This window comes from Bradyrhizobium sp. Kon10 (genome assembly GCF_055807395.1).
The window spans coordinates 1-25,854 of the sequence record NZ_JBVVOZ010000019.1; the positions used below are offsets into that span (position 1 = coordinate 1).

26 protein-coding genes are annotated in these 25,854 nt (G+C 63.8%); 12 read left to right on the forward strand and 14 right to left on the reverse strand.

All coding sequences use genetic code 11. From position 1 onward, the window contains the following. The 3 genes from AC0L2O_RS24055 to AC0L2O_RS24065 form a co-directional block, all read right to left on the reverse strand. The coding region (locus AC0L2O_RS24055) for an ATP-dependent metallopeptidase FtsH/Yme1/Tma family protein (RefSeq protein ID WP_473371443.1) at positions 1 to 614 on the reverse strand (614 nt) is incomplete at its 3' end. Between the two features lie 179 nt (positions 615 to 793). Further along, positions 794 to 1,087, reverse strand: coding sequence for a hypothetical protein (locus AC0L2O_RS24060; RefSeq protein WP_473371444.1), 294 nt, complete (start codon positions 1,085 to 1,087; stop codon positions 794 to 796). Between the two features lie 183 nt (positions 1,088 to 1,270). Continuing rightward, complete coding sequence (locus AC0L2O_RS24065; protein WP_473371445.1) at positions 1,271 to 2,209, reverse strand: DUF1259 domain-containing protein; 939 nt, start codon at positions 2,207 to 2,209, stop codon at positions 1,271 to 1,273. 455 nt (positions 2,210 to 2,664) lie between these two features. Between AC0L2O_RS24065 and AC0L2O_RS24070 the strand changes: the two genes are divergently transcribed. From AC0L2O_RS24070 to arsC, 4 genes are all read left to right on the forward strand, one after another. Further along, positions 2,665 to 3,777: a Cj0069 family protein gene (locus tag AC0L2O_RS24070; RefSeq protein ID WP_473371446.1), complete on the forward strand. Its 1,113-nt coding sequence runs from the start codon at positions 2,665 to 2,667 to the stop codon at positions 3,775 to 3,777. A gap of 141 nt (positions 3,778 to 3,918) precedes the next feature. Further along, positions 3,919 to 4,281, forward strand: coding sequence for an ArsR/SmtB family transcription factor (locus tag AC0L2O_RS24075; protein WP_473371447.1), 363 nt, complete (start codon positions 3,919 to 3,921; stop codon positions 4,279 to 4,281). A gap of 69 nt (positions 4,282 to 4,350) precedes the next feature. Further along, the gene (locus AC0L2O_RS24080; protein WP_473371448.1) at positions 4,351 to 5,052 is read left to right on the forward strand and encodes an aquaporin; all 702 of its coding nucleotides are present in this window, start codon (positions 4,351 to 4,353) and stop codon (positions 5,050 to 5,052) included. Continuing rightward, the gene (arsC, locus tag AC0L2O_RS24085; protein WP_409189472.1) at positions 5,049 to 5,450 is read left to right on the forward strand and encodes an arsenate reductase (glutaredoxin); all 402 of its coding nucleotides are present in this window, start codon (positions 5,049 to 5,051) and stop codon (positions 5,448 to 5,450) included. Before AC0L2O_RS24080 ends, arsC begins: the two co-directional genes overlap by 4 nt. A 68-nt stretch (positions 5,451 to 5,518) precedes the next feature. Here the strand turns inward: arsC and AC0L2O_RS24090 are convergent, their stop codons facing one another. Continuing rightward, on the reverse strand, positions 5,519 to 6,844 hold the full coding sequence (locus AC0L2O_RS24090; RefSeq protein WP_409192929.1) for a 2-hydroxycarboxylate transporter family protein: 1,326 nt from the start codon (positions 6,842 to 6,844) through the stop codon (positions 5,519 to 5,521). A gap of 363 nt (positions 6,845 to 7,207) precedes the next feature. Beyond that, complete coding sequence (locus AC0L2O_RS24095; RefSeq protein ID WP_473371449.1) at positions 7,208 to 8,734, reverse strand: porin; 1,527 nt, start codon at positions 8,732 to 8,734, stop codon at positions 7,208 to 7,210. Positions 8,735 to 9,151: 417 nt separating this feature from the next. Here AC0L2O_RS24095 and AC0L2O_RS24100 point away from each other — a divergent pair, with 417 nt between their 5' ends. From AC0L2O_RS24100 to AC0L2O_RS24110, 3 genes are read left to right on the forward strand one after another with little or no spacing between them, the layout of a single operon-like run. Then, positions 9,152 to 9,841, forward strand: coding sequence for a response regulator transcription factor (locus AC0L2O_RS24100; RefSeq protein WP_369725115.1), 690 nt, complete (start codon positions 9,152 to 9,154; stop codon positions 9,839 to 9,841). After that, positions 9,816 to 11,198, forward strand: coding sequence for a sensor histidine kinase (locus tag AC0L2O_RS24105; protein WP_473371450.1), 1,383 nt, complete (start codon positions 9,816 to 9,818; stop codon positions 11,196 to 11,198). Before AC0L2O_RS24100 ends, AC0L2O_RS24105 begins: the two co-directional genes overlap by 26 nt. Before the next feature lie 56 nt (positions 11,199 to 11,254). Beyond that, positions 11,255 to 12,325, forward strand: a complete 1,071-nt coding sequence (locus AC0L2O_RS24110; RefSeq protein WP_473371451.1) for an ABC transporter substrate-binding protein — start codon at positions 11,255 to 11,257, stop codon at positions 12,323 to 12,325. A 209-nt stretch (positions 12,326 to 12,534) separates the two neighbouring features. Here AC0L2O_RS24110 and AC0L2O_RS24115 read toward each other — a convergent pair whose 3' ends face one another. From AC0L2O_RS24115 to AC0L2O_RS24125, 3 genes are all read right to left on the reverse strand, one after another. Beyond that, positions 12,535 to 12,933: a VOC family protein gene (locus AC0L2O_RS24115; protein ID WP_473371452.1), complete on the reverse strand. Its 399-nt coding sequence runs from the start codon at positions 12,931 to 12,933 to the stop codon at positions 12,535 to 12,537. A gap of 197 nt (positions 12,934 to 13,130) precedes the next feature. Beyond that, positions 13,131 to 13,892 (reverse strand): hypothetical protein, encoded by a 762-nt coding sequence (locus AC0L2O_RS24120; protein WP_473371453.1) that lies wholly within the window; start codon positions 13,890 to 13,892, stop codon positions 13,131 to 13,133. 15 nt (positions 13,893 to 13,907) lie between these two features. Beyond that, complete coding sequence (locus AC0L2O_RS24125; protein ID WP_369725125.1) at positions 13,908 to 14,096, reverse strand: hypothetical protein; 189 nt, start codon at positions 14,094 to 14,096, stop codon at positions 13,908 to 13,910. A gap of 253 nt (positions 14,097 to 14,349) precedes the next feature. Here AC0L2O_RS24125 and AC0L2O_RS24130 point away from each other — a divergent pair, with 253 nt between their 5' ends. Then, complete coding sequence (locus tag AC0L2O_RS24130; RefSeq protein ID WP_473371454.1) at positions 14,350 to 15,327, forward strand: DUF2336 domain-containing protein; 978 nt, start codon at positions 14,350 to 14,352, stop codon at positions 15,325 to 15,327. A 140-nt stretch (positions 15,328 to 15,467) separates the two neighbouring features. Here AC0L2O_RS24130 and AC0L2O_RS24135 read toward each other — a convergent pair whose 3' ends face one another. From AC0L2O_RS24135 to AC0L2O_RS24145, 3 genes are all read right to left on the reverse strand, one after another. Then, a complete protein-coding gene (locus tag AC0L2O_RS24135; RefSeq protein ID WP_473371455.1) occupies positions 15,468 to 15,812 on the reverse strand; it encodes a DUF1491 family protein in 345 nt (114 codons plus the stop codon). Positions 15,813 to 15,884: 72 nt separating this feature from the next. Next, entirely contained in the window at positions 15,885 to 16,583 is a 699-nt protein-coding gene (locus tag AC0L2O_RS24140; RefSeq protein WP_473371456.1) for a peptidoglycan-binding domain-containing protein, read from the reverse strand. Further along, positions 16,576 to 18,426, reverse strand: a complete 1,851-nt coding sequence (locus tag AC0L2O_RS24145; protein ID WP_473371457.1) for a PAS domain-containing sensor histidine kinase — start codon at positions 18,424 to 18,426, stop codon at positions 16,576 to 16,578. The genes AC0L2O_RS24140 and AC0L2O_RS24145 overlap by 8 nt, the downstream gene beginning before the upstream one ends. A 386-nt stretch (positions 18,427 to 18,812) precedes the next feature. Between AC0L2O_RS24145 and AC0L2O_RS24150 the strand changes: the two genes are divergently transcribed. Together AC0L2O_RS24150 and AC0L2O_RS24155 are read left to right on the forward strand one after the other, a co-directional pair. Continuing rightward, entirely contained in the window at positions 18,813 to 19,235 is a 423-nt protein-coding gene (locus tag AC0L2O_RS24150) for a DUF5330 domain-containing protein (RefSeq protein ID WP_369725133.1), read from the forward strand. A 68-nt stretch (positions 19,236 to 19,303) separates the two neighbouring features. Beyond that, a complete protein-coding gene (locus AC0L2O_RS24155) occupies positions 19,304 to 19,732 on the forward strand; it encodes a SufE family protein (protein WP_473371458.1) in 429 nt (142 codons plus the stop codon). Positions 19,733 to 19,861: 129 nt separating this feature from the next. On the opposite strand, the gene AC0L2O_RS24160 is transcribed toward AC0L2O_RS24155, so the two are convergent. Beyond that, complete coding sequence (locus AC0L2O_RS24160; protein ID WP_409189480.1) at positions 19,862 to 20,278, reverse strand: Ros/MucR family transcriptional regulator; 417 nt, start codon at positions 20,276 to 20,278, stop codon at positions 19,862 to 19,864. Between the two features lie 161 nt (positions 20,279 to 20,439). Next, positions 20,440 to 21,309, reverse strand: coding sequence for a DUF308 domain-containing protein (locus AC0L2O_RS24165; protein WP_473371459.1), 870 nt, complete (start codon positions 21,307 to 21,309; stop codon positions 20,440 to 20,442). Positions 21,310 to 21,618: 309 nt separating this feature from the next. Between AC0L2O_RS24165 and AC0L2O_RS24170 the strand changes: the two genes are divergently transcribed. Continuing rightward, on the forward strand, positions 21,619 to 23,268 hold the full coding sequence (locus AC0L2O_RS24170; protein ID WP_473371460.1) for an ArnT family glycosyltransferase: 1,650 nt from the start codon (positions 21,619 to 21,621) through the stop codon (positions 23,266 to 23,268). A gap of 181 nt (positions 23,269 to 23,449) precedes the next feature. After that, complete coding sequence (locus tag AC0L2O_RS24175) at positions 23,450 to 24,229, forward strand: class II aldolase/adducin family protein (protein ID WP_369725170.1); 780 nt, start codon at positions 23,450 to 23,452, stop codon at positions 24,227 to 24,229. A 180-nt stretch (positions 24,230 to 24,409) separates the two neighbouring features. On the opposite strand, the gene AC0L2O_RS24180 is transcribed toward AC0L2O_RS24175, so the two are convergent. Beyond that, the gene (locus AC0L2O_RS24180) at positions 24,410 to 25,804 is read right to left on the reverse strand and encodes a M20/M25/M40 family metallo-hydrolase (RefSeq protein ID WP_473371461.1); all 1,395 of its coding nucleotides are present in this window, start codon (positions 25,802 to 25,804) and stop codon (positions 24,410 to 24,412) included. Positions 25,805 to 25,854 lie beyond the last annotated feature (50 nt).

Here is a 25,854-nt window from a genome sequence, read left to right on the forward strand (position 1 = left end):
GTCTTGCCGGTGCCGGGCGGCCCGACCAGCAGCACGCCTTTCGGCATGCGGCCGCCAAGCCGTCCGTAATCGGTGGGATTCTTCAAGAAGTCCACGACCTCGCGAAGCTCGTCCTTGGCTTCATCGACGCCGGCGACATCGGCGAAGGTGATCCCGGTATTGGCCTCGACATAGATCTTGGCCTTGCTCTTGCCGATCTGCATCAGCCCGCCGCCGAGACCACCGCCCTGTGCGAGGCGCTGGCCGATGTACCACCAGATGCCGAAGAACAGCAGCACCGGCATGATCCACGAGAGCAAGTCGCGAAAGAAGGTGCTCTCGATCTGCCCAGTGAAGCGGACGTGATATTTTTCAAGCTCCTGAGCGGTGTCCTGGTCGACCCGCGTGGTCACGAATTGCTTCTGTCCGCCGGGCAACGGGTCCTTCAGGGTGCCCTGCACGGTGCGATCGGAAACGCCGACACTGTCGACTTTGCCGTCACGAAGCAACTGCTGGTACTGGCTGTAGGGGATCACGGCGATCCTGTTCGCCGTAACGATGACGTACTGGATGAAGAACAGCGCGAAGATCGCGAAGACGGCATACGCCACGTTGAAGCGGGTGTTCTTGGTCATGCCAAAGCTCGAGTTGCCGGCGCCGCAGCGCAAGCCCCGGGAACAACCAGAGACAGCGAGCTTGGTTTCACGGGGCGCGATGAGCCGCGCCGGAACGCGCTGGAACGCGCGTCACCCGCTTGCGCGGTGCGAAGCGGCCTGTGACGCAAAAAGGCCCGGTTGAAAACCGGGCCATTCTTTCACCACCAGCCGGACCAGGCGGGATAGACCGGCGGATAGTAGCGGACCACCCGATATTGCGGACCGACGTAATAGGGTGGCGGGCCATAGACCGGTTCAACATAGACCGGGGGTGCGGCATAGACCGGCGGCGCGGCCGCGGCGGCCAATGTTCCCGCAAACAGCCCGAGAGCAAGCCCGGGGCCAATTCCGGGGCCGCCCCAGTCATGATGTCGCCATTGGGCCGAAGCCGGCGCAACCGATCCGATGAGGAGCGTTGCTGCGGCGGCAATTGCAAGAGCAAGCTTTCTCATGTCATTTCCTCAACCAGTTTTCCGCGCCATGCGCGCGATGCTTTCCCTCTTATGGTTCCGTGTCGCCGAACACTGTCCGGCTTGAGTGTTCAAGTTAGAACCGGCCGAGGCGAGTTCAAGTCCAAGCAAGAGCTGGGCAGTCGCCATACCCGAGGGCCTCGAATATTGCATCCCCGTTCGGCGTCACCCCTTCGTGCTGGCCGTCTTGTCGAGCGCGGCACGCAAGCCGTTGGCGAGCTTGATCGCGTCGTCGTTGGCCCAGAAGTGCATGAAGAACAGGCGCGGCTGTTCGTCCAGCATGTGGCTATGGAGTGCCGTCACGTTGATGCCGTGCGATCGCAGCGCCTTGATCACGGGGTTCACCTCGTCGCTGGTCATGACGAAATCGCCGGTGATGGCCGCCTTGCCGCCGCCGGTCGGTTGAAAGTTGATGCCAGTCGCAACGCCGAGCGGAGCGGCTGGGCTCAACTGCATCCCTTGCTCGCTCACCGGATCGCGGCGCGGAACGTTGAACTGATAGACCCCGCCGTTGGCCTGCCCCTTGACGCCGATGATCTGGTCGAGTTGCGCCGTGTCGAGATCGACAGCCGGCGGAGGGGCCGCCGCCGCCGACAGCGGCGTCTTGCTTTCGGCAAGCCCATCCCGGATGGCGGTCGCGATCTTGATCGGGTCGCCGTGCCCGGCCACGTGCATGTAGAAGGTCGCCGGATTGGCGCCGAGCAGATGATTGTGAACGGCGGTGATCTCGAGCCCGCCCGCGATCATCTTCGCCATGACCGGGTTGATTTCGGATTCGAGCAGCACCAGGTCGCCCATCGCCATGGCGCCGCCATGCGCGGGCTTGAATGCGACCCAGCCGCCAAGCGCGAGTGCCGGTTTGATGGTCACGCCATCAAGCGTCACCGTGAGGTCGGTGCGGGGAAAGCCGTAACGATGCACGTCGCCGCTGACCGCCGCCTTTCGGCCCAGCGTCTCGTCGACCTTCTGCCAGTCGGCATCTTGCGCGTGAGCGGTCGCGACGAAGAGTTCGGCGAAGGCTCGCCAATCCACCACCTGAACGCCTGCGCTGGTCGCGCAGAAGCACGCGCCGATGCCTACCAATGCCGAGATTGTCTTTCGCATGTTCGTTCTCCTGGTCGTGTCCCTACCCCAGGTGAAGTCGGTTTCGCGATCTTGCCCCACCGATGCCTTGGAGGCGCAGCACAGCGATGCGACCGGCGGGCGCCGTGCCGAAAAGTCGAGACAATCTGTCGCTGAAATCGGAGATGTAAGATGACATGCTGCGCCCTTGTTGATCAGGACGCGATGCTTCGGCATGTCGCCTCGCGGGGAGATCGCACATCCCCGAACCCGAAATAAAAACCCGAGGGCGGAAGCTGTCAACCGGCCTGTGGCTCGCGCGGCCACCGAAGCCGCCGGCCGGCCTCACGAAGAGTTCACCGCTCTGGTGGAACCGCGCCGGCCCGTCTTGAAACTCGCCGCCGGTCTCGTTACTATCTTTCGCATGGGGACAAAGCAGACTCCCCGTGAGGCTTCGGTCCAAGCTCTGCGCAGCACGCCACTCGTGGAGCTTGCGCATGGACACCGAACGACACTCTTCACTCCAACACTCTTCCATCCAACATAGCGTCGCCATCCTCTCACGCGGAGATGCCGCCGCGCGCCGGGACGCGACACCGCAGAACAGCCGCTTCGTCCGCGTTTTCGAAGCACTCGCCGCGATTGGCATCGAAGCCCGGCCGGTGATCTATGACGAAAGCTTCACTGAGGCGGTCCGGCAGCAGCTGCTCGCCGCCGACGGCGTGCTTGTCTGGGTCGATCCGATCCACCAGGGCAAGACGCGTGTCGAGCTCGATCCCCTACTTCGCGAGGTTGCTGCGCAAGGACCATGGGTGAGCGCGCATCCGGACGTGATCCTGAAGATGGGCGTGAAGGAGGTGCTCTACCGCACGCGTCATCTCGGCTGGGGCGCGGACACGCATCGCTATGACAGCGCGGCATCGTTCCGCGCCGAATTCCCGTCGCGCCTTCGCGCGCACGGCCCGCGCGTGCTGAAGCAAAATCGCGGCAATGGTGGCCAGGGCGTCTGGAAGGTCGAGTCTCTCTCCAGCGCGGACGGCATGATTCGGGTGCAGCATGCGCAGCGCGGGAGCCTGCCCGAGGACATGCTGCTCGACACTTTCCTCGCGCGATGCGAGCCCTATTTCGGCTGGGGCGGCTGCATCATCGATCAGGCGTTTCAACCGCGCCTGCCCGACGGGATGATCCGCTGCTATATGAGTGGATCGAAGGTCGCCGGCTTTGGGCATCAGCTGATCAAGGCGCTGATTCCCCCACCGCCCCAAGGCGTGGACTCGCCCGAGGCGCAGCCGGGCCCACGCATCATGCACGGACCGGATGCTCCGCAATTCCAGACGCTGCGAAGGCAGATGGAGGACGACTGGACTCCGGGAATGATGACGACGCTGGACATCGACGAGCGGTCGCTCCCGGTGATCTGGGACGCGGACTTCCTGTATGGGCCAAGGGATGCGGCGGGGGCCGACACTTATGTCCTGTGCGAAATCAACGCGAGTTCCTGCTTCGCGATCCCCGAAGAAGCCCCGGCTGCAATCGCGCGGACGGTGAAGCACCGGCTCTCGCAGACGCAAACGGCCGGTTCGGCGGACAGGAGCACCGGGAGCGCGTAGCGTCACGTCGCGCGGCTCGGTAACTGCTCAGCCGCGCCCACAACAGCGCAAACGGACCAACGCGATGCCGGCCGCCCAGCGCGGCTCTCCGGATTCCGGATTGGATTGACCCCACCACGATATTTCCATATATCTGGATATATGGAAACAGACGAAGCTGTCCTCAAGCTCGCGGCGCTGGCCCAATCGACTCGTCTGGAGGCCTTCCGGATGCTGGTCAGGCACGAGCCCGACGGCCTTGCGGCCGGCGAGCTTGCACGCCAGTTGGAAGTCCCGGCGAACACGCTTTCGGCCCATCTGTCGATCTTGACGCGCGCGCGTCTCGTGATCTCCGAGCGGCGCAGCCGTTCGATCGTCTACCGCGCCAACCTCTCCGAATTCCGGGACGTTGCCGTCTTCCTCCTTCGGGATTGCTGCGGCGGCCGGCCGGACGTTTGCGAACCGGTCGTCGAAAGCCTGCAAGCCTGTTGCGCCCCAAAGCGAAAGGGACGAATCCGTGCCTGATCAAATCTACAATGTCCTGCTCCTGCGCACCGGAATCCGGCCGGGACAGCAGATGACGAAGGCCCGCTGATGGACACGTTCGACCTTTCACGGCGCTTGGCTGCCGAAGCGCTCGGCACAGCCATTCTCGTCGCCACCGTCGTCGGCTCCGGCATCATGGCCGAAACGCTGACCAAGGACATTGCTCTCGCTCTTCTGTGCAACACCTTGCCGACCGGGGCCATTCTGGTCGTCCTGATCACCGTGCTCGGTCCGATCTCCGGAGCGCATTTCAACCCGGCGGTCACCCTCGTCTTCACCGGCCAGCGCGAGCTACCAGTGAACGAGGCGGTGCTTTACGTGATCGCGCAGATCGCCGGAGGCATCGCGGGGACAATGGCCGCGCATCTGATGTTCGGACTGCCGTTGATCGAGTTCTCGACCAAGGTTCGGACCGGAGGCGCACAATGGTTCGCCGAAGCGGTCGCGGCGTTTGGGCTAGTCGCGACCATCCTGGCCGGCATCCGCTTTCAGAGGACGGCCGTTCCCTGGCTGGTCGGCCTCTACATCACAGCCGCTTATTGGTTCACAGCCTCGACCTCGTTTGCCAATCCGGCCGTCGCAATCGCAAGATCCCTGACAAACACTTTCGCCGGAATTCGCCCGACTGACTTGCCCGGATTCATCCTTGCGGAGCTCTGCGGAGCGTTCGCCGGCATGCTGTTTATGAATTGGCTGCTCGGACGCCCCATGGCCCGCGGCCCCGTCCCAATCGCGGAGACATTCCGATGACCGTCACGATCTATCACAACCCCGATTGCGGGACCTCGCGCAACACCCTCGCCATGATCCGGCAGAGCGGCGCCGAGCCCGTCGTCATCGAATACCTCAAGACGCCGCCCACGCGCGAAACGCTCCAGCAACTGATCGCAGCGATGGGCATCCCGGTCCGCGCATTGCTGCGCGAGAAGGGCACACCCTACAAGGCGCTCGGCCTCGACGACCCCAGATGGAGCGACGATGAACTCCTCGACTTGATGATGGCGCATCCCATTCTCATCAACCGTCCGATCGTGGTGACACCAAAGGGCACGCGACTATGCCGGCCGTCCGAGGCCGTCGTCGATCTCCTGGATGGTCCCGTCGGCCGGTTCGTCAAGGAGGATGGCGAGGTCGTCGAAGCCAGGTAGGATTGCGTCGGAAGCACCGCCTTCGGCAGACGCAAGGACTAGCTTCCAACAGCAAGGGGGCTCGCGGCTCAGGCAATCCACCGCAACAGCACCAGAACGGCGGTCACGGTGATCGCGCCGCCGATGCGCGTGGCGATCTGGGCGAACGGCATCAGCTCCATGCGTTCCGCCGCGGTCAGAATGGCGACGTCACCGGTGCCACCCTGGCCGGAATGACAGGCGTTCACGATCGCGGTCTCGATCGGATACATGTTCATGAGCCGGCCGATGACGGCGCCTGTGGCCATGAGCGTGAAGACGGTCGCTATGATTGTCACGAGATTGGCGACCGTGAAGGCTGCCATCAGCTTCTCCCAGGGGGTCAGCGAGACGCCGATCGCAAACAGCAAGGGATAGGTCATGCCGATCCGGACAAACCGGTAGACGACCAGCCCGCCCGACTGCAATCGCGGCGACACCGCGCTGCCAAGCTTGGCGGCGACCGCAAGGAACAACATCGCAACCGGTGCCGGCAGGCCGATCAGATGAAACAGCATCACACCCATGAGATAGAGCACGATCGCGGTCAGTCCGGCAGCGGCAATCGCATTGATGTCGGATGAGGATGAATTGTCCTCCTGCTGCTCCGTGGCGCCCAGATCGAGTGCGCCATCGCCCGGCGGCTGGAGCCGCCCGTTACCGGTGAGATGCGGATATTTCTTGCCGACGTAGTTGAGCGTGCCGGAGAACAGGATCGCGGTCAGGCTACCCAGCATCACCGGCGGAAGCACCTGGGCGAAGAAGTCACCCTGCGGTTGGCCGAGTATGGCCGCATAGCCGATCGAGAGCGGGATCGCGCCCTCGCCGACACCGCCCGCCATGATCGGCACCACGATGAAGAAGAAGGTCTTGTAGGCGCCAAGTCCGAGCATCATGCCGACAGCGGTTCCGACAGCCGCCGCCGCGATTGATCCGACGCCGAGTGGCACGAATATTTTCAGAAAGCCCTTGACCAGGACGTTGCGGTCCATCCCCAGGATGCTGCCGACGATGATGGCCGCGATGTAGACATAGAGGAAGTTCGTGAACTTGGTGAAGTCAATGATCGACTTCTCGATCGGCGCCGGGATCAGCTTGTAATAGACCAGCGCGGACGGAATGAAGGTCGCGAAGATCGCCGCCGCGCCGATGTTGCGAAGGATCGGCAAGCGCCTACCGATCTCGGCACAGGTGAAGCCGCCGAGAACCAGCACCGCGATCATGGTCGGTGCGTCCGGCTTGATCTGGCCCTGCTGCGTCAGAATGCCGAGCAGCACGACGAGGATGGCGTAGATCGGCAGCGAGATAATGCCGATCTTGTAATCCATCAGACGCCACCAGCCGGTCGGCCAGAACGATGTTGAACCAGACGTCATCGCGGGTGCGCGATAGGTGGCGGCGTTGGCCTGAATGGTGTCTGACATGGCGTTCTCCCGTTCCATCAACTTTATTTTCTCTTCATTGCCGCGTCCCGTGCCGTGAGCCGAAAGGGCTGGACACTTCGGCTCAAGATGACCAAGCGAGGGGCATCTCTCTGGCATCTTCTGCGGCACCGTGCGCATATGATCTCGCCGGCAGGATCATCGGTCGCGGACGGTCGGAGACTTCGACCGTCCGCTGTTTGCTGGCGCTAAAGCGCGATGAGATTGGGAAAAATCGCCATCGCGCTTTAGGCTATTGCTGGAGCATGATCTTTTCGGAAAACCGCTGCGCATTTTTCCGGGTCACGCTCCCTTCGCCTACCACTTGTAGCGAACGCCGGTCACGACCTCGTCCGCTGAATCGTGCAGATGGGCCTGGCTCGCGCTGTATCCGCCCGTCGTCTTCAAGTGATCGCCGGCAATGTAGACGTCGATGTTCGGGATCGGGTGGTACATGAACGAGGCGTAGGTCGTCATGCGCGTACCGGTCCCGGTCGCGACCGCGCCGGTCGCATCCTTGAACGGCACCAGCGTGTAGCCGGCTGCACTGATCGCGGCATTGTGGGCGAAGAAGTCCTGCCAACCGACCTCGACGTCGTACAATTTCGAGGGCGTTACCTTGGCCGAGACGGTGACAACGTCGTCGTTGCGCGTGCCGAGTATCGCGCCCTGGTCCGCGGTGTAGCGGATGTAGCCCGCATTCAGGCGAAGCAAGCCGCCGTCCCAGTTGCCACCGAGGCCCCACGACTGGTGGGTATGACCGACATTGGTTGTGCCGATCGTCGGAATCTCGAGCACGTTGGACTCGGTGTAAAAGCCCGACACGTGGAATTGTCCGGCGTTGTAGCCGGCCGCCACAGCAGCGCTGCTGCCCTTGTCCAGACCAGCTCCGGGGATTGGGCCGCTGCCATTCGGACCGCCGGGACCGTTGCCGTCGCTGAAATTATAGGCCGCGCCGAGGTAGAGGCCGTTGTCGAACACCTTCTTCCAGACCAGGCCCTGATCGTATCGGGTATCGCCCTGTCCACCGGCGCCGTTGCCGCCGCTGGTGTAGAAGATGAGCTGCTTGAAGTTATTGACGTTGGTGAAGCCGCCTTCGTTGGTGCTGAGGGCAGAGGCGCCGTAGGGATCACCCCAGATGTTTGCAACGTCACGCGGCAGCGTATTCTGGCGTCCGACGCTGAACTTACCCAGGGTCGGGCTTTCGAAGCCCACCCAGGCGTCGCGATTGAACAAGACGCCGGGCGTGTCCATGTTGCCGCTGGGCAGTTCGAACTCGCTTTCCATCCGCGCCAGCAGATTGAAGCCGTATTCAGGGAAGACCTTCTGGGTGATGAAGATGCCCCACCGGTTGCCGCTGAACCACGACGTATTGAGGCCGACCGTCGAACGTCCGGCCTTGTCGACATTGGTTACGTAGCCCACCGTCGGCTCGATGACGCCGTAAAGCAGCACGTCTGTGTTCTGGGTTTCGATGATGTGCACGGGCTGGCCGGTCTTGAGGCTTTCCCAGGGACCGGCCTTGGTCGGGATCGGTCCGGCGGCCGGCAGCGGCGCGTCCGCCCTCGCCTCCTCCTTCTTCTCGACCTGCTTGAGCCGGTCATTCAGCGCCTTGACCTTGGTCTTCTGTTCTTCCATGTCCGACAGGCGCTTGTTCAACGCCCTGATCTCGGCCTTCAATTCGCTGAGGTCGTCCGCTTTCGCGGGCACCGTCGCAAGCCCGATCGCGGAGATGGCCGCCCCGATCAGCGCATAGCGGGCAATCGGACCAAGCCCCGTTTTGTGGTGATCCAGTCTGGCTCCGCCGGACAGCCAGTGTTGGCGCAGTTGCGTCGTCAATTTCATGTCGCCCCCCAAAGAGATTTTGTAAGCGGGGGAAAATTGGCGGTGACTGCTGTCAAAACCCTGTCATCTGGCGCGGGACGAAGAACTCCTCTGCAAGAGGTCCTCACCGTTGCAACTTCATCACAGCAAGACGTGCATATCGGTTCGTTCGCACATGCACAATCCGTGGGATTGAGCGGAAAGCCCGTAGCGTTACGGGCCCCCCAAAGCCAAACCCTTGACCGCGCGCTTCATCCTGAAATACTCGTCGCAACAAATAACGTGCGCCAACAGCAATGGCGCCCCGGGCAATGACAAGTTCGGCGCTCAAGCTGATCGACGTTCCCGACCATGCGGATGATCGGCATCAGGCGACATCCGGTGCCGATTTCGGAGACGCGTTTTCTCAAGGGGGATACAGCCTATGCACAGGATTTCATGCGTGCTCTTCTGATCGAAGACACGGTCGATCTGGGCGCGGCTATCGCTGCGCGCCTTCGCGATCAGGGGCATGCGGTCGAATGGCTGACCGACGGCGGCCTTGCCTCGCAGCGTGTTCAGGAAGATCCGTTCGATCTCATCATTCTGGACCTCTCGCTGCCTGGCATGGATGGCTCCGACGTGCTCAAGCTCCTGCGCGGCCGGCGGATAAATACGCCGGTGCTCGTCATCACCGCGCGCAGCGAGATCGGCGACAAGATCGACCTGCTCGACATCGGCGCCGACGATTACCTCGTCAAGCCCTTCGACCTTCGCGAGCTCGAGGCGCGGATGCGGGCGGTCGTACGCCGACACAGCGGCACACCGACCAGCCGGATCGAACTCGGCGACATCACGATCGACATCGCCGCGCAGTCAATCGTCGCGGCCGGCCGCAATGTCGAATTCACGCGGCGCGAATTTCGCCTGCTCGAGCTGCTTGCGCTGAACGTCGGACAGGTTGTCCCGCGCGAGCGCCTGATGGACCAATTGTTCGGATACGAGAATGCCGTCAACCCGAACGCGCTCGAGCTCTACATCTCCCGAATCCGGCGGCGACTGAAATCCTCCTCGTTGCGGATCGAGACGATATGGGGCACCGGCTATGTCGCGAGGATCGACGATGCGCAGCCGTCAAAGATCAATTAAGCGCGATATCGTTTTCGGTGCTATCTCGCTACTGGCGGTCCTCGGTGTCGGGCTGTTCTGCTACATCCGCAACTTCTCGCTCGATGCTGCCGACACCGCGTTCGACCGCGTGCTTGCGGCCGCCGCGCTTTCAATTGCGGACAACATCCGGGTCGAGGACGGGCATCTCACGCTGGAGCTGCCGCTCGCTTCGCTGGAGATCTTGGGTGCATCGCGCGAGACGCGGGCGTTCTATGCAGTGCGGGCGCCCGACCACTCACTGATCACCGGCTACCCCAACCTGCCCGAACCGACGCCGACACTAGATCACAAACCGCATTTCGAGGACGCTATCTATACCGACGATCCCGTGAGGATTGGCAGCGTCCAGCGTTACATCGACTTTGGCGAGAAGTCCGGCTGGGTCAGCATCACGGTCGCGGAGACACGAGAGGCCCGTACGGAGCTCGCCGCCCTCATCGTGAAGAATTCACTCGCGCCGATGGCGCTGGCGGGTCTCGTGATCTGCCTGTTGATCTCGACTGGCCTGAAGCGAGCCTGGGCGCCGCTGGTCGCGCTCGAGAGCGAGCTGATCAGGCGATCGCCGACCGACCTCAACCCGATTCAGACATCGGTGCCGCGTGAGGTGAGCTCGCTGGTGTCGAGCCTGAACATCTTCATGCAGCGGCTCGATGGTGTCCTCAGCACCTTGCGCCGGGTCGCCGTGGATACCACGCACGAGATACGGACGCCGCTCGCTTCGATCCGAGCGCTCGCCGAAGTCGCTGCATCCGAGCGGGATGCTACTGTCGTGCACAGCTATGTGCATCGCATTCATGCCAACGCTGTCGATGCCACGCGCATCGTCAATCAGCTGCTGGCGGAAGCGGCCATCGCCCATCATATCGAGACCTCGGCCAATCCTGCTTGCGATTTTCTCGAGCTTTACCTGCAAGCGGTCGAGCGGCTTCCGAGCGGCGACATGCGGCGCTGCCGGCTGACCGACCTATCCACGACCCATGAGGACTTTCCGGTTCGCGGAGCGCCGCTGGCCTTCCGCGAGTTGATCGACAATCTTCTGGACAACGCGTTGAAATACGCGCCGGAAAGCATGATCGACGTTGATCTACGCACGTCGCCCGATGGATCGACCGTTGAATTCGAGGTGGCCGACCGTGGACCCGGCATTCCCAACGATGAGAAGCCGATCGTGCTCGAACGCTTTCGCCGCGGGTCGAGCGGCGCGAGCGCCGCCGGGACCGGCCTCGGGCTCAACATCGCGAAGAGCGCTGCTGCTGCGGCCGGTGGCGATCTGTGCCTGCTCGATCGCCCGGGGGGCGGGCTCCTCGTCAGGGTAACCTTGCCGAGGAGGTCATGATGGCTTTTCGTAAGGGAGCAGCAATACGGCGCGCGGCATTGTCGCTAGGCGTGGTCATGGCGCTTCTTCTCTTCGTCAATGCGCTCTGCTTGGCCGACCAGTCAAAATCCACGCACGAGCTGAAAATCTTTTCGGCGCCCTCGCCGGCCTCAGGAACGCTGCTCATTCACGGGACGGCGGACGTCGTGGCGATGGGCCCGGTCATTGAAGGCTTTCAAAAGACGCATCCCGACATCGAGATTCGCTATCGCCTGTACGAGACCGTCCCGCTCTATCAGGAAGCTCTGACGGCAGCCGACGACAAGCCCGCGGCGGACCTTCTGATCAGCTCGGCGATGGACCTTCAGGTCAAGCTCGCCAATGACGGACACGTCCAGAAGGCCTCGATCGCAGCCCGCGGGCTGCCGGACTGGGCCATTTGGCGCGATGAGATCTTCGGGTTCACGCTTGAACCGGCCGTCATTGTCTACAACAAGGACGCCATTGAGCGCGCCGAGGTGCCGAAGTCGCATCAGGATCTGATCCGGCTGCTGGAGGTTGCACCAGAGCGCTTTCGTCGCAAGATCGCGACTTACGACATCGACGTCAGCGGCGTCGGCTACCTGTTTGCAACGACTGAATCGATGCTTTCGGCGAACTTCTGGCGCCTGGCGCACGCGCTCGGCGTCACCGAGGCGCGGCTCTATTGCTGTACGCAGGATATGCTGGATTCGGTCAGCCGCGGCGAGGCCGTCATCGCCTATGATGTGCTGGGCTCCTATGCGCTGCGCCAGGCGGAGGTACAACGAAACCTCGGCATCGTGCTGCCGGAGGACTATGTCGTGGCCGTGTCCCGCACCATCGTGATCCCGCGCAAGGCACAGCATGCGGCTCTTGCCCGGACATTCGTTGAATATGCACTCTCCGAGGCCGGCCAGGCAGTCGTGTCGGATGCCTTCGGCCTCTCGATTGCCGGCCTCGGAGCCGACCGCGAGCAGATGAAAGCGCGGTATCTCGCGGAGAAGCCGGGCGTGCTCAATTTCCCGACGCTAGGGCTTCCGGCGCTGACCTATCTCGATGCAGTCAAGCGCGAGCAATTCGTCAAGACCTGGCAGCGGATCGTATCGCCGCAGAGCGGCGTGCCTTGACGCCGCTGGGCCTCTCGCACCCGGTGCGATGGCCTGAGCGCGCAACATCGGCAAGGCGCGTTCGCACGATCCGGAGCGTGGTCACCGCGCGATCAGCGCCCGCCTCACCGGCAGTTCCCATAATCGACGGGATCGCGCGAGGGCAACGTTCTGGCGCTGCGATGGCCGGGCGGGAACGGTTCGCGAAAAAGCGTCCCCGGCCTGTCGTGTCATCGTCCTTCGAATCGCTTCCTGGCAGCTTCGGTGACGGGGGTGTAGAGGCCGACGAGCGTCCCTTCGGGATCGCGGAACTGAGCCGCGCAATTCCCCCAGGGCATCATCTTCGGCCCGTGCACGACCTCCACTTGATCTTTCAATCTTGCAAACTCGGTTTCGACGTCGTCGACCTGGAACTCGATGATCGCGGTGCGATTGGCCGCCGGCTCAGCGCTGCCCTCCTTGAACAGCGCCACCGTCTCCACGCTGCTGAAAGCGAGCGTTCCCGACGGCGTGACGATCTCGGCAAAGACAGGCGCCAGCCATTCGGCCGTTTGACCCATGACGTTCTCGTAAAACCCGACGAGGGACTTGAGGTCAGCAGCGATCAGCCGAATCGAAGCAAATTTCATAGTTCATCTCCTGGACGGTCCGTCGCTCTCGGCAACGACGATCGGCTGGTAACGCCGCCCTGCTGACAGCGTTCTGTCAGCAGGAGTCACATCGGCGTGCAGACATGATCGTCGTCCTGACGATCTCGGGCGTGCTTCGGCAGGAGAGTCCACGGTGCAGAGGCAGGCGGCGACGGCCGCTCGCGCGGCCGCGCAAATCAGCCGCGGACGCTGACCGGGCGCTGGTACATCGGCTGCGCGGCGACCGGCGGGTTGGCGGTCTGGGCTGCGAGTTCGCCGATCAGGCGATCGGCATCGGCGGCCATGCCGTCCGGCGCCTGGATCACCAGCCGTTCCAGTGCCCATCGATAGGACGAGACGCGCTGCTCGAGCGATTGCTGCACCCACTGGATGATCAGCGAGTTCTCCTGCATGCGCTCGACCGCATCCGCCTTCTCTCTCGGCGACAGCTCGGAGACGCGCGCCATGCTGGCATCGCGCTTCCTGTCGAGATCGATGACGCGGATCGCGGATCCGAAGAACGGCTCGAACCGGGTGATGTCGTTGCGCACGTCCTCGATCAGCTGCGCATAACGTGAGGAGTGCGAGCGATGCGGCTCGTCGATCAGCGTGCGCCCATACATGGTGCGATCGAACACGACCTTCTGCCGCCACGGCGACGGCAACGCCTTGTAGTCGCCGAACACGCTTTTCCAGGCCGGCCGCGACAGCGGCGGCTCGATGATGGGATAGGCGAGATCGCGAAGCTGACGCTCTTCGTCGGTGAGCTGGAATTGGGACGGCCTCAGACCGACGCTGGAAGTGACCTCGGCGCCGAGCCAGCGATGCATGTCATCGCTGCGCATGTCGGCGCGGGTGCGGCCGAAATCCCCGCCGCTGCAAGCGCCGAGCGCCGCGCCTACGGCTGCGAGCAGGACGGCGGATACGACGGTGCGGATCTGGCGGATGGATTCCGGCATTATAGTAGCCGGAACTTAACGTCGACGACGACGGCGCCCCGGCGCGGTACCTGCTTCCGGTCCGTGATCGCCGCTGGTTTCATCCGCCTCGCGCTCGATGCGGATGACGGGAAGGATCAAAATCGTTCCCATGTCCGTGCGCGGTGCGACGTCCCCCGACGAGCCCACCCGGCGACCGGCCGGAAATTCAATGATGGTCCCCATGTCAGCTCTCTCAATTGCCGCGCGATCAAACGCGCCGCTGCAACATGGGGAGCATTAAGATCAGTTCATGGTTAACGGGGTGTAAACGAGCGTAGCGAACCGTAACTGCACGGAACGCCGATGGAAGTCCCGTTGCGGCACGAGAACGGTCGAAATTGAACGGCCCGCTTCACACCTCGTTTTCCTTAACGAGCCTTTAAAGGAAGCCCTGATAGGCTGAGGCAACAGTCTTTTCCGAGTTGCGTACGCCTCCATGACCAAGTCGCTGTTTCCCGGATTTGACGGGCTGATGTCCCTCTCCCGCCGCGAGGGTGTCGATGTTCGTCCGACGCTGCTGCGCGTGTTGACCGACCTTTATGTCCAGGCGAGCACCCATAACGAGGACGAGCAGCGGCAATTCGTCGAACTCGCCACACGGCTGATCGACCAGGTCGACGATGCGACGCGCGCAGCCGTCAAGGCGCGGCTCGCGATCTATCCCGCCACGCCCGCGCCGGTCATGGAGAAGCTCGGGCTGATGGCCGCACCGGAAGGCCGCAGGATTCCGCTGGCGCGCGAAATTCCGGCTCCGCCGCCGGAACCCTCCCCCGCCCGCACCCCAACCGACGCCGAGCAGCGCATGACCTCGAACATGGCGATGCAGCCAAAGGACGCGGCCGAGGTCCACGACATGTTCTTCCAGGCAACCGCGCCCGAGCGCGCGTTGATCCTGCACAATCTGGCGCAGACGCCGCTCAAGGCCGCGCCGCGCATTCCGACGGTCCGCGCCCGGCGCGCGATCCAGATCCTGGAGATGGCGGCGTTCGCGGGCGACATCGAGAATTTTACCCTCGAGCTCGGCGACAGCCTGATCCTGCCCTCGCGCGTGGCGGCGCAGATCGTCGACGATACCGGCGGCGAGGCGCTCGCGGTGGCCGCGCGCGCGCTCGACATGCCGAGCCCCAACTTCCAGCGCATCTTGCTGTTCTTCAAGCCGGAGATCGGCACGTCCGTGGACGCGGTCTACCGGCTGTCGCGGCTCTATGACCGCCTCAGCGACCGCTCCGCGCTGGTGATGCTGGCGGCCTGGCGCGGCTCCACACTCGCCGTCACCCGCGCCAAGTACCAATCGTCGTTGCACGACAATGAACGCCAGCGCGCGCGCGGCGCATCCAGCCAATCGCGGCCGGGCGTGCAGCCGGGCTCCGCGCCTGCGGTGCGGACCGGCACCGACGGATCCTCGGAGCGCTGACACCCGCCTGCACTGCCAGTGACATTCAGGCGTCGCGCCGCAACCTCGTCATTGCGAGGAGCCCTTGCGACGAAGCAATCCAGAGTCCCTCCGCCGAAAGATTCTGGATTGCTTCGCTGCGCTCGCAATGACGGTGGGGGTCAGGTCTTCGCCAGCTCCAGGAAATGCCGCCCCGCGCGGTCTTCGGTCTCGACGATCCAGGCGTCCGGATCGAAGCGGATTTCCTTGCTCAGTCGCTCCTCGACGGCAGGCTCCGGCATCGGCTGCGGCGCAAGCGGCACGAAGAACCGATCCACCGGCCGGTCGTCGTCATATACGGTCTGCGGCGCCGGCACGTACAGCATCGCGTTGCCGTCGAGCAGCGCGACCTTGACGAACACCGCGCCCGCCTCCTCCGCGCCGCGCCGGCGCACGGCGCCGAACACGCCCTCGGCCTGACACCGGCGCAGGTAAGCGGCGACCCATATATTGGATTTCAATCGCATGAATCGCACGATAGGCCAGCGATGCATTCAGCACCAGCCTGCAAGCTCAAAGCCTTGGCACAAGCGTGAGGGTTATTCGACGGGATGGCCGATCGCGGCGCCGAGTTCGCGCAGCAGGCGCTCGGAGACCTGGCCCGTGACCTGCATTTTGTGCTGGCGCTCGAAGGTCTGGATCGCCGACTGGGTCTCCCCGCTCATCGTGCCCGTGATCTTCAAATTCCCGTAGCCGTATTCGGACAGCGCGCGCTGCACGCCGGCAAGGCGACGTGCCGCCGGGCTTTGCTGTACCGGGATCGGAGACGGCGGACGTGCGATGGCAACGGCGGGCGGCGTCGTGGCCTTGATGACCAGATTGGTCATGGGATCGCCTGCACGCGGCGTCGATGCCGTTGTCTCCGCAGGCTTCTCCGGCATCTTTTCGGCCGGTTTCGGTTCGACGCGAAACTCGGTCGCCCTCGGCTCGAGCGGCGACGTGTCGGCACCAACAGGCCGCGGGCGCGGCATCGGGTTCGACAGCGGCACGGACGACGGCGCGGGAAGATTGATCACGGTGCCGAACATCGGCGCCGGATGTCGGCCGGTCTGGAGGAACAGCGCATTGGCGACGATCGCGCCAATCGCCGCGACGGCGACAAGCCCGGCCAACGTGTCCTTGGGACTGTGCAAGAGAACGCGCAGCACCAGATTGCGCTCGGTCTCGACATCCGCGACCGCGGCCTTGGCGCCACGGCGGCGCGGAGCGGCTTGATCCTTTGCAGGCTTCCTAGGCACTTTTCTTCACCAGAGCAGGTTGGTCCTGAACTTCATGACGCGGCACCGGCGTCAGCGTCGCGATGTTGCTCTCCGCCGGCGCGACTTGCGGCGGCGTGTAGACGAGCGGCAGCTTGACCGTGACGGCGGTGCCCTCGCCGAGTTTGCTTTGTACCGTCATTTCGCCGAGATGCAACGCCACGAGACTCTTCACGATCGAAAGTCCGAGGCCGGTGCCTTCGTGACGGCGCTGGTAGGTCTTGCCGGCCTGGAAGAACGGCGAGCCGATACGCTTGAGATCGTCCGGCGCGATGCCGACGCCGGTGTCGCTGATGCGCAGCACGAGCTGCGATCCGGACGCGGCCGCTGATACGTTGACCTGGCCGCCGCGCTCGGTGAACTTGACGGCATTGGCGACGAGGTTGAGCACGATCTGCTTGAATGCACGCGGATCGCCGGTCATGACGGGCAGATCCTGCGGCGCATCGGTGATGAGATCGACACCGTTCTCCCGCGCCTTCAGCGCAAGCAGATTGCAGCAGTGCATCAGCGCCGCGCGCGGCGCGAACGGTTCCGATGCAATCTCGAAATTGCCCGATTCCATCTTGGACATGTCGAGGATGCCGTTGACGACCGACAACAGATGCTGGCCGGAGGTATTGATGAGCTCGGCATATTCCTTGCGCTGGGCCGCGCCCAGCATCAAGGCCTGCTCCTGCGCGATCATCTCGGAGAAGCCGATGATGGCGTTGAGCGGCGTGCGCAACTCGTGGCTCATGGTGGCGAGGAAACGCGTCTTGGTGGCGTCGGCGGCTTCCGCCGCGCTTCGGGCCTGATCGAGCGCCTGCTCGGCAAGCTTGCGATCGGTGATGTCGCGCATCACGGCCACCACCTCGGCATCGGCGGTGGCATCGCGCAGCTGATCGTGGTCGAGCGGACGGCAACGCATCTCGACCCAGATGAAATCAATCTGCCCCCGCTCGGAGCCGGCCCTCTCCTGCCGCAGCCGGCACTCGACGCTGCGCACATCTCCGCGCGCAGCGTCCGAGAGCGCAGTGAGATAGGCCGGGCGATCGGCGACATGGACACGATCGAACAGGCCATGGCCGAGCAATCGCGCCACGGGCATGCCGAGCATGGCCTCCACCGCCGGCGAGATGAACTGTACCGCGCCGTTGCGCTGATGCCGGGAAATGACGTCGCTCATGTTGCGCGCCAGCAGGCGGTAGCGCTCTTCCTCGCGCGACAGCAGCGTCATGCCGGTGCGTGCGAGCGATTCCGCGCCGAAGGCGAGCCCCGCAGCGTAGAGCGTCGCCGAGGCGACGCCGAACGCCGTCAGCACGCCGCGAGGCGCGGCGCCGATGTCTTCGGGCGGCAGCCAGCCGAGCTGGCCGACGAGGATCAATGTGCCGGCGCAGGACAACGCGAGCAGCGAGGCGAACGCCGCGACGCGGCGCGAGGCCGACAGCGCGGCCTCCAGCGGAACCACGACAAGCCAGATCGCCGCGAATGATTCGATGCCGCCGGTCGTCGCCGCTACAGCCATGATCAGGCCGGCCAGCGCCAGCGACGACAGCACATGCGCGCCTTCGAAACGTCCGGTGCGGGACAAGAACCAGGACAGCAGGATCGGCGCGATCAGCCACGCGAAGGCGGCGACCTCGATCGCGCTCGGCGCGCCGCGCATGGCGAGATAGACCGGAAATGCGGCGAACGCAGCCAGGCTTCCCAGAAGCCGCGGCGCCATGAAGGCACGATGGCGTGCTCGCGTCAGCGCATCGTAACGCGCGGAGGGATGCAGCAGCGCATCGAGACAATCGCGGATGATACTCAAAACTGTCACGGGTCTCGCGCTTCGGCTCATTCGTCGTTGAAGACGTGCCGGAACGCCTCCTTATCGTTGAGCCAACGTGTCAGAGCGACCTTAAACGAGTGCTAAGGCGATCCGGCCTGCTGCCGGACACCGCGTTATCGCGGACATTTTTAGGCGATTTGGCAATGTCATCATCGGGGATGGTGAACACAGCGTTTCGACTTCCCTTTCATGGTTTCGAATTGGTGGATGCGCGGGGACGGAACATCACGGGCGCTGGCGTCAATCGAAAATTTACGAGAACTCCGTTCCGCAAGTTTTTTGCGTCAATTTTCCGCGAATTAAGCGGAAGGCAATCACTTGCGATTTATCGAGAGTTGCTAGGTCCGACACCTCGCGCAAATCGCCGCGGCGGGATCTAACATACAGGTCGCAAGATGCGCTTTCTGCTTCGCATCACATTCTGGCTCGGGCTGGTGCTGGTGCTCCTGCCGCGGGACAAGACGCCCGAATCGGACAAGATGCCGCAGATCGGCGCTGCCGACGCGGTGCAGGCCGCGACCGCGGCCGTGTCCGACATGACTCAATTCTGCAAGCGCCAGCCGACGGCCTGCGAGGTCGGCGGACAGGCCGCGACCATCATCGGACAGCGCGCCCAGGACGGCGCAAAGAAGATCTATCAGATCATCAACGACAAGAAAGAGCAGATCACCAACGAGAAGAACGGGAAGAAGGCGCCCGATCACACCGGCTCGATCGACGCCGGTGAAGGTGACACCGCCACAAGCGAGGCGCCGCGCGACACCCTGACCCAGGACGACCTCGCGCTGGAGTGGCACGGCCCGCAAATCGCGAATTAGGGCTGAAATCCTATCGATTTTAGGGCTTCGCGTCCCTATATTGGCCTGAACGGGAACACGGGCCATCAATGACAACGATTGACCAGATTAGGGACAATTTTGAGCTTCTCGAAGACTGGGACGACCGCTACCGGTACGTCATCGAGCTCGGCCGAACCCTTGAACCGATGCCCGAGGCGGAACACTCCGCCGCGAACAAGGTGAATGGCTGCGTCAGCCAGGTCTGGCTCTCCAAGCAAATCGATCGCAGCGGCGACGCACCGCGCGTGAAGTACCTTGGTGACAGCGACGCCCACATCGTGCGCGGGCTGGTCGCGATCGTGCTCTCGCTCTATTCCGGCCGTACGTCGCAGGAGATCCTGGCCACCGACGCGATCGCCGTGTTCGACGAGTTCGGCTTTCGCGACCATCTGACGCCGCAGCGCTCCAATGGCCTGCGCTCGATGGTCGAACGCATCAAGACGGACGCAAAAGAGGCGCTCGCGGAAGCTTCGTGAGAGAAAGACCCTCATGGTGAGGAGCGCGAAACGCGCGTCTCGAACCATGAAAGCCCCGCTCTCGCGCGCAGCCATCCTTCGAGACGCCCACGTTGCGGGCTCCTCAGGACGAGGGCGGAGCAAGCGGCTCTACTTTCCCTTCTTCCGCTGCTGCTGTCCCAATCCCATTTTCTTCGCCAGTTGCGAGCGCGCCACCGCATAATTCGGGGCGACCATGGGATAGTCGGCCGGCAGGCTCCATTTCTCGCGATATTGCTCGGGCGTCATGTTGTACTGGGTGCGCAGATGGCGCTTCAGCGACTTGAAGCGCTTGCCGTCCTCCAGGCACACCAGATAATCTGGCGCGATCGACTTCTTCAGCGAGACCGCGGGTTTTGCCGGCTCGAGGGGCGCCTCGACCCGGCCCGCCGACACCCGCGTCAAGGCGCCATGGACCTGGCTGATCAGGTTCGGAATCTCGGCGGCCGGCGTCGGGTTGTTGCTGAGATAGGCCGAGACGATGCTCGCCGTCAGCTCGATGAAATTCTTGCCCGCGGCGTCCGACATGGGCGCGACCTCTTTCCAATTTGGCTCCGTCGCATGGCATTGGCGACGGTGAAGTATTTTGTGTCAACAATACGTTGGCTGAAATGCGACGACTGGCCAAGATGAGCCGATTACTAGCGTCGCGACAACAACGGTGACGTATGACTTGATTGCGCCAGTCTTCAAGACCGCTGGTCGAGATGGGCGCGTAGTTCGTCAATCGAGGCAAAGCGCATCAGGCCCTCCGGCATCTGCGCCTCGATCGAACCATCGGAATAGAGTGAATAGGCCATGCCGTCGACCACGCCGGATTTGAGCACCGTGACCGGCGGCTGCTCGGCAGGCGGGGCTTCGGGTGCAGGCTGAGGTGCGGCGGGCTCGAAGCTCGACGGTGGGCGCGGCGGCGGGCGGCGCGCCACGGCTGGGTCGGGCGGTCGCATCCGGTCCGGCTTGGGCCAGGCGTCGTCGAAGCTCGCAGGCGGTGCGTCGGGCGCAGCAGGCATCGCGGGCTCGGCGTGAAGTGGCGGCGGCCCCTCGGCAGTCTTCGCCTCGGCACGCTCGCGCTCCTTGCGCGAGCTCGAGGCGAACAGCAGGTTGCGCCGGCGCGGTGCTTCCGGAGCCGCCGGCGGAGGCGTTTCCGGTGGTTCCGGTGGTTCCGGTGCTTGCGGCGTTTCGAGGCGCGGGCGGTCGCGCGCGGGCGCTTCGCCCTGCCAGGGCGGCGCGGCGGGCGTTGGCGGCGGCTCGGCCCTCATCGCCGGAGCGGGCTCAGTCGCAGCTGCAGGCGCAGCGGGCGCCGCAATGCCTGGCGGCAGCACGGGCCTCACCCGAACCTCGGACGCCACCATCGATCCGGCCAGTCGCCGAGCAATTCCCTTCAGTTCCGCGGCCACGACATAGAGGCCGGCCAGTAACAATCCGGAGCAGACGCCGATCGTGCCGGAGATTATGAGCGTACTGCCGAGGCTGAAATCCCTGATGGTGTAGCCAAAAAGGACCGCAACGAGACCCGCCACCACGGCGAAGATCCCTGCGATCAGCAATGCCAACATCATCGAACTCACCCCCGGCCGCGCATCCACGCGCAACACCCGTTACGCCACGATACCGTCATACTGGGTTCCTCGCCAACGGCCAATTGCGGGCGCTGTTCCTAAGAGAGGGATATCAGAGACTTATTCACATTCCCTTCAGCTCCCGCCCGCTAACTGTCATGGACCCCAAGTTCTGGAATTGCTGCGTCGCATCAGGAATTTAGCCATAATGCCCAATTACTTGGTAGTGGAACTGCGCTATAGGGATTCCGGGGTTGAGGCCCGCGCGCACCAGCGGGGCCGAGAGGGCATTCCGGGTCACCAATAGCCATGACATCCATCATGACTTCGTCGATCGACACGCCTCTCGGGCGCTCGGTTGAACGGACTTGCGACGACCTCGCCATGCTGGTGCTGGCTGCGGTCGCCGTCATCGCAGGCCTGACCTTCCGCGACTACGGGCTCGGCTGGGACGATTACACCCACGCCGAATACGCCGACCTGCTGCTGCGCATGTTCGGTTCCGGCTTCAGGGACACCGCCGCGCTCTCCTTCGCCAACCTTTACATGTATGGCGGCGGCTTCGATATGATCGCGGCCCTGCTGCATAAGGTGCTCCCGCTCGAGCTGTTCGAGACGCGCCGTCTGCTCGGCGCGATTGTCGGCGTGATCGGGCTTGCGGTGACATGGCGGCTCGGCCGCCGCATCGCCGGACCGCTTGCCGGGCTCGCCTCACTCTTGCTGCTCGCGCTCTGCCCGATCTTCTACGGCCACATGTTCATGAACCCGAAGGATGCGCCTTTCGCGGTGGCGATGATCATCCTGATGCTGGGCTTGGTCCGGCTTATGGAAGAATATCCAAAACCCTCGCCGCGCACGATCCTGATCGTCGGCCTGGGCGCCGGGCTGTCGATCGGTTCGCGCATTCTCGGTGGGCTCGCGCTGGTCTACGCCATGGTCGGCTTCGTGCCGCTGTTCCTGGAGGAACTGCGCAACGAGGGCGTCCGCGAGGCGGTGCGTCGTTTCGCCCATGTCGTCTATGTGCTGCTGCCCGGGCTTCTGCTCGGCTATCTCGTGATGGGCCTGATCTGGCCCTGGTCGATCATGCAGCCCGGTAATCCGTTCGAGGCTTTGACCTACTTCTCGCACTTTTTCGAAAAGCCGTGGAAGGAGATGTTCGACGGCGCCATCGTGTCCGTGCCGGATATGCCCTGGTCGTACCTGCCGACGCTGTTCGCGCTTCAGCTGCCCGAAGTGATGCTGGTGCTCACGGCTGGCGCCGTGATCGGCACCTTCGCCCTGCTGCCGCGCCGCGAGGTTCCCGCCCGCCGCAAGACCATCCTCCTCATGCTGACGCTGGCGGCGACCCTGCCGCTCGCGATCGCGATGGTGAAGCGGCCCGCGCTCTACAACGGCATCCGCCATTTCGTCTTCGTCATTCCGCCGATGGCGGTGCTCGGCGGCGTTGCGTTTGCCTGGGCCATGGAACGCCTGCGCGCCAATCATCGCGCCTGGCAACCGGTCGTGCTTGCCACCTTCTGCTTCGGCTTGGCGCTGCCGCTGGCTGAAATGATCCGGCTGCATCCGTATCAATACACCCACTTCAACCATATCGCCGGCACGGTGCGTGCCGCCGACGACCGCTTCATGCTGGACTATTGGGGCCTCGCGCTGAAGCAGGCCTCCGACGAACTGCGCGAGCAGCTGATCGAGCGCCAGGAAGTGCCGCCGCGCAATCGCAAATGGAAGGTCGCGGTCTGCGGTCCGCAGCGTCCGGCCCAGGTCGCGCTCGGCCCCGACTTCACCATCGGCTGGGATTCCAATGCAGCGGATTTCGCGATGACGCTCGGCGAATTCTACTGCAAGGGCCTCACCGCGCCGGTGCTCGTCGAGATCAAGCGCGACGACGTGGTGTTCGCCCGCGTCTACGACATCCGCGGCCGCAGCATTTCCAGCCTGCTGTCGATCCCGGCGCCGTAGGATTGTTCTCCTTGTAGCCCGCATGGAGCGAAGCGAAATCCGAGACCTTTGGTGAAGCCTCCCGCATTCCGCTTCGCTCCATGCGGGCTACGCTTGGCTGCTGCGATTTGACCGCCTTGCCGCCGACCTCACCCAAGACTAGGCTCCCTCCCCGCGACAACGAGGTTCGGAGAAATTTGCCATGTCACCAGCGGAAGCCCGCCTGAAGGAAGTGCCGTCGAACATGACGGAGGCCGAGTGGCAGCAACGGGTCAATCTCGCCGCCTGCTATCGCCTGGTCGCGCTCTATGGCTGGGATGATCTGGTCGACACCCACATCTCCGCGCGCGTGCCCGGCCCCGACCATCACTTCCTCATCAACCCCTACGGGCTGATGTTCGACGAGATCACGGCATCGAGCCTGGTGAAGGTCGATCTTCACGGCAACCAGCTCAGCGAGAGCGAGTACAGCATCAACCCGGCCGGCTTTACCATTCACTCGGCGATCCACGAGGTGCGCGAGGACGCGATCTGCGTGCTGCATCTCCACACGCTCGACGGCACCGCGGTCTCGAGCAGCGCCGAAGGCCTGTTGCCGCTGAACCAGACCGCGCAGCTCGTCACCCACGACCTCGCCTATCACGACTATGAAGGCATTGCGCTCGATCACGAAGAGCGGCCGCGGCTTCAGAACGACCTCGGCGACCATAATCACATGCTGCTGCGCAACCATGGCACGCTGACGGTCGGCCGTTCGGTCGCCTCCGCGTTCGAGCGCATGTATCACCTCGAGCGCGCCTGCTCGATGCAGGTGCGCACGCGCGCGCTGGGCACGCCGGTCTATCCCGTCGACGACATCGCGATCGACAAGAACACCGAGCTGCTCGCCAACCGCGACCGCGCCGAGCTGCGCGCCACCAACCTGGTGTGGCCGCCGCTGCTGCGCAAGCTCGATCGCGAGCTGCCGGGTTACCGATCTTGAGTTTTCCGGGATTTCGTGTAGGGTAGGTCTCAACACCCTCTGCACGTTTTGGAATGAAACGCCGCCCAATTCCGGGCGGCGTTTTTGTTTGGTGCTGCCGTCATTGCGAAGAAGCCTCAGATGGATGGTGGGCACGGCGCGTGAAGAGCGCGCCTTTGCCCACCCTGCAGCAGAGTGCCTCTACTTCACCTCGGCCAATGCCGCCAAGATGCGGGCCCAGGAGCGAATGCCCTTCTGGAAGCTCTTGAGATCGTACTTCTCGTTCGGCGAATGGATGTTGTCGTCGTCGAGCCCGAAGCCGACCAGCAGCGAATCGAGGCCAAGCGCGCGCTTGAAGTCGGCGACGATCGGGATCGAGGCGCCCGAGCCCATCAGCACGGTCTCCTTGCCCCATTCCTCGGTCAGCGCGGTCTTGGCGGCGGCGAGCGGCTTCATGTTCCAGTCGAGCGCGATGGCGGGCCCGGCGGAATGGTCGCCGAACTCGACCTTGCAGTCCCCGGGTATCCGCGCCGACACGTAATCGCGAAACGCCTTGCGGATCTTGGCGGGATCCTGTCCCTGGACCAGGCGGAATGAGACCTTGGCCGAGGCGTGCGACGGGATCACCGTCTTTGAGCCTTCGCCGATATAGCCGCCCCAGATGCCGTTGACGTCGCAGGTCGGACGCGTGGAGGCCTGCTCGACCAGGAGCCGGCCCTTCTCGCCGGCCGGAATCGACAGCCCGACCGGGTTGAGGAACGTCTCCGGCGTGAAGTCGAGCTTCTTCCACTGCGCCAGGATCTCCGGCGGTGCGTCCTTCACGCCGTCATAGAACCCTGGAATGGTGATGTGGTTGTCATCGTCGAACAGCCCGCCGAGAATTTTGGTCAACACCCGGATCGGGTTCATCGCGGTGCCGCCGAACACGCCGGAATGCAGGTCGCGATTGGCGGCGGTAATCTTCACCTCTTCGTAGAGGAGGCCGCGCAGCGACGTCGTGATCGCCGGCGTGTCGCGGTCCCACATGCCGGTGTCGCAGACCAGCACGTAGTCGGCCTTGAACTCGTCCTTGTTGGCTTCGACGAACGGCACGAAATTCTTTGAGCCGACTTCCTCCTCGCCTTCGATCAGGAAGGTGACGTCGATCGGCAGCGAGCCCGTCACCGCCTTCCAGGCACGGCAGGCCTCGACGAAGGTCATCACCTGGCCCTTGTCGTCCTCGGCGCCACGCGCGACGATGATCTTGCGGCCGTCGGCGTGATCGGTGACGACAGGCTCGAACGGCGGGCGATGCCAGAGATCGAGCGGATCAACCGGCTGCACGTCGTAGTGGCCGTAGAACAGCACGTGCGGTCGTCCGCCCGTCTTGCTCTTTCCGACGACGGCAGGATGGCCGGCGGTCGGCCTCACCTCGGTCGCGACGCCGAGGCTCGCGATGTCCTTGGCGAGGTGCTCGGCGGCCGCCTTGCAGTCGGCAGCGAAAGCGGGATCGGCGGAAATCGACTTGATCCGCAACAACGAGAACAGACGCTCCAGGCTGTTATCGAACTCCTTGTCGATATGGTCGAGCACGGATTGAAGCTGAGCATTGGCCATGGTCGTATTCCCTGACTGTTGGTCTCAAGAGGGCTTTAAGTTCCAGGATG

Bases quoted from the DNA above. Each gene is read 5' to 3' on its own strand.
- AC0L2O_RS24065 (WP_473371445.1), bottom strand. From the start codon at position 2,209: ATGCGAAAGACAATCTCGGCATTGGTAGGCATCGGCGCGTGCTTCTGC.
- AC0L2O_RS24100 (WP_369725115.1), top strand. From the start codon at position 9,152: ATGCGTGCTCTTCTGATCGAAGACACGGTCGATCTGGGCGCGGCTATC.
- AC0L2O_RS24170 (WP_473371460.1), top strand. From the start codon at position 21,619: ATGACATCCATCATGACTTCGTCGATCGACACGCCTCTCGGGCGCTCG.
- AC0L2O_RS24105 (WP_473371450.1), top strand. From the start codon at position 9,816: ATGCGCAGCCGTCAAAGATCAATTAAGCGCGATATCGTTTTCGGTGCT.
- AC0L2O_RS24070 (WP_473371446.1), top strand. From the start codon at position 2,665: ATGGACACCGAACGACACTCTTCACTCCAACACTCTTCCATCCAACAT.
- AC0L2O_RS24165 (WP_473371459.1), bottom strand. From the start codon at position 21,309: ATGATGTTGGCATTGCTGATCGCAGGGATCTTCGCCGTGGTGGCGGGT.
- AC0L2O_RS24120 (WP_473371453.1), bottom strand. From the start codon at position 13,892: ATGCCGGAATCCATCCGCCAGATCCGCACCGTCGTATCCGCCGTCCTG.
- AC0L2O_RS24060 (WP_473371444.1), bottom strand. From the start codon at position 1,087: ATGAGAAAGCTTGCTCTTGCAATTGCCGCCGCAGCAACGCTCCTCATC.
- AC0L2O_RS24175 (WP_369725170.1), top strand. From the start codon at position 23,450: ATGTCACCAGCGGAAGCCCGCCTGAAGGAAGTGCCGTCGAACATGACG.
- AC0L2O_RS24080 (WP_473371448.1), top strand. From the start codon at position 4,351: ATGGACACGTTCGACCTTTCACGGCGCTTGGCTGCCGAAGCGCTCGGC.
- AC0L2O_RS24150 (WP_369725133.1), top strand. From the start codon at position 18,813: ATGCGCTTTCTGCTTCGCATCACATTCTGGCTCGGGCTGGTGCTGGTG.
- AC0L2O_RS24160 (WP_409189480.1), bottom strand. From the start codon at position 20,278: ATGTCGGACGCCGCGGGCAAGAATTTCATCGAGCTGACGGCGAGCATC.
- AC0L2O_RS24135 (WP_473371455.1), bottom strand. From the start codon at position 15,812: ATGCGATTGAAATCCAATATATGGGTCGCCGCTTACCTGCGCCGGTGT.
- AC0L2O_RS24130 (WP_473371454.1), top strand. From the start codon at position 14,350: ATGACCAAGTCGCTGTTTCCCGGATTTGACGGGCTGATGTCCCTCTCC.
- AC0L2O_RS24145 (WP_473371457.1), bottom strand. From the start codon at position 18,426: ATGAGCCGAAGCGCGAGACCCGTGACAGTTTTGAGTATCATCCGCGAT.
- AC0L2O_RS24115 (WP_473371452.1), bottom strand. From the start codon at position 12,933: ATGAAATTTGCTTCGATTCGGCTGATCGCTGCTGACCTCAAGTCCCTC.
- AC0L2O_RS24125 (WP_369725125.1), bottom strand. From the start codon at position 14,096: ATGGGGACCATCATTGAATTTCCGGCCGGTCGCCGGGTGGGCTCGTCG.
- arsC (WP_409189472.1), top strand. From the start codon at position 5,049: ATGACCGTCACGATCTATCACAACCCCGATTGCGGGACCTCGCGCAAC.
- AC0L2O_RS24075 (WP_473371447.1), top strand. From the start codon at position 3,919: ATGGAAACAGACGAAGCTGTCCTCAAGCTCGCGGCGCTGGCCCAATCG.
- AC0L2O_RS24090 (WP_409192929.1), bottom strand. From the start codon at position 6,844: ATGACGTCTGGTTCAACATCGTTCTGGCCGACCGGCTGGTGGCGTCTG.
- AC0L2O_RS24110 (WP_473371451.1), top strand. From the start codon at position 11,255: ATGGCGCTTCTTCTCTTCGTCAATGCGCTCTGCTTGGCCGACCAGTCA.
- AC0L2O_RS24180 (WP_473371461.1), bottom strand. From the start codon at position 25,804: ATGGCCAATGCTCAGCTTCAATCCGTGCTCGACCATATCGACAAGGAG.
- AC0L2O_RS24095 (WP_473371449.1), bottom strand. From the start codon at position 8,734: ATGAAATTGACGACGCAACTGCGCCAACACTGGCTGTCCGGCGGAGCC.
- AC0L2O_RS24155 (WP_473371458.1), top strand. From the start codon at position 19,304: ATGACAACGATTGACCAGATTAGGGACAATTTTGAGCTTCTCGAAGAC.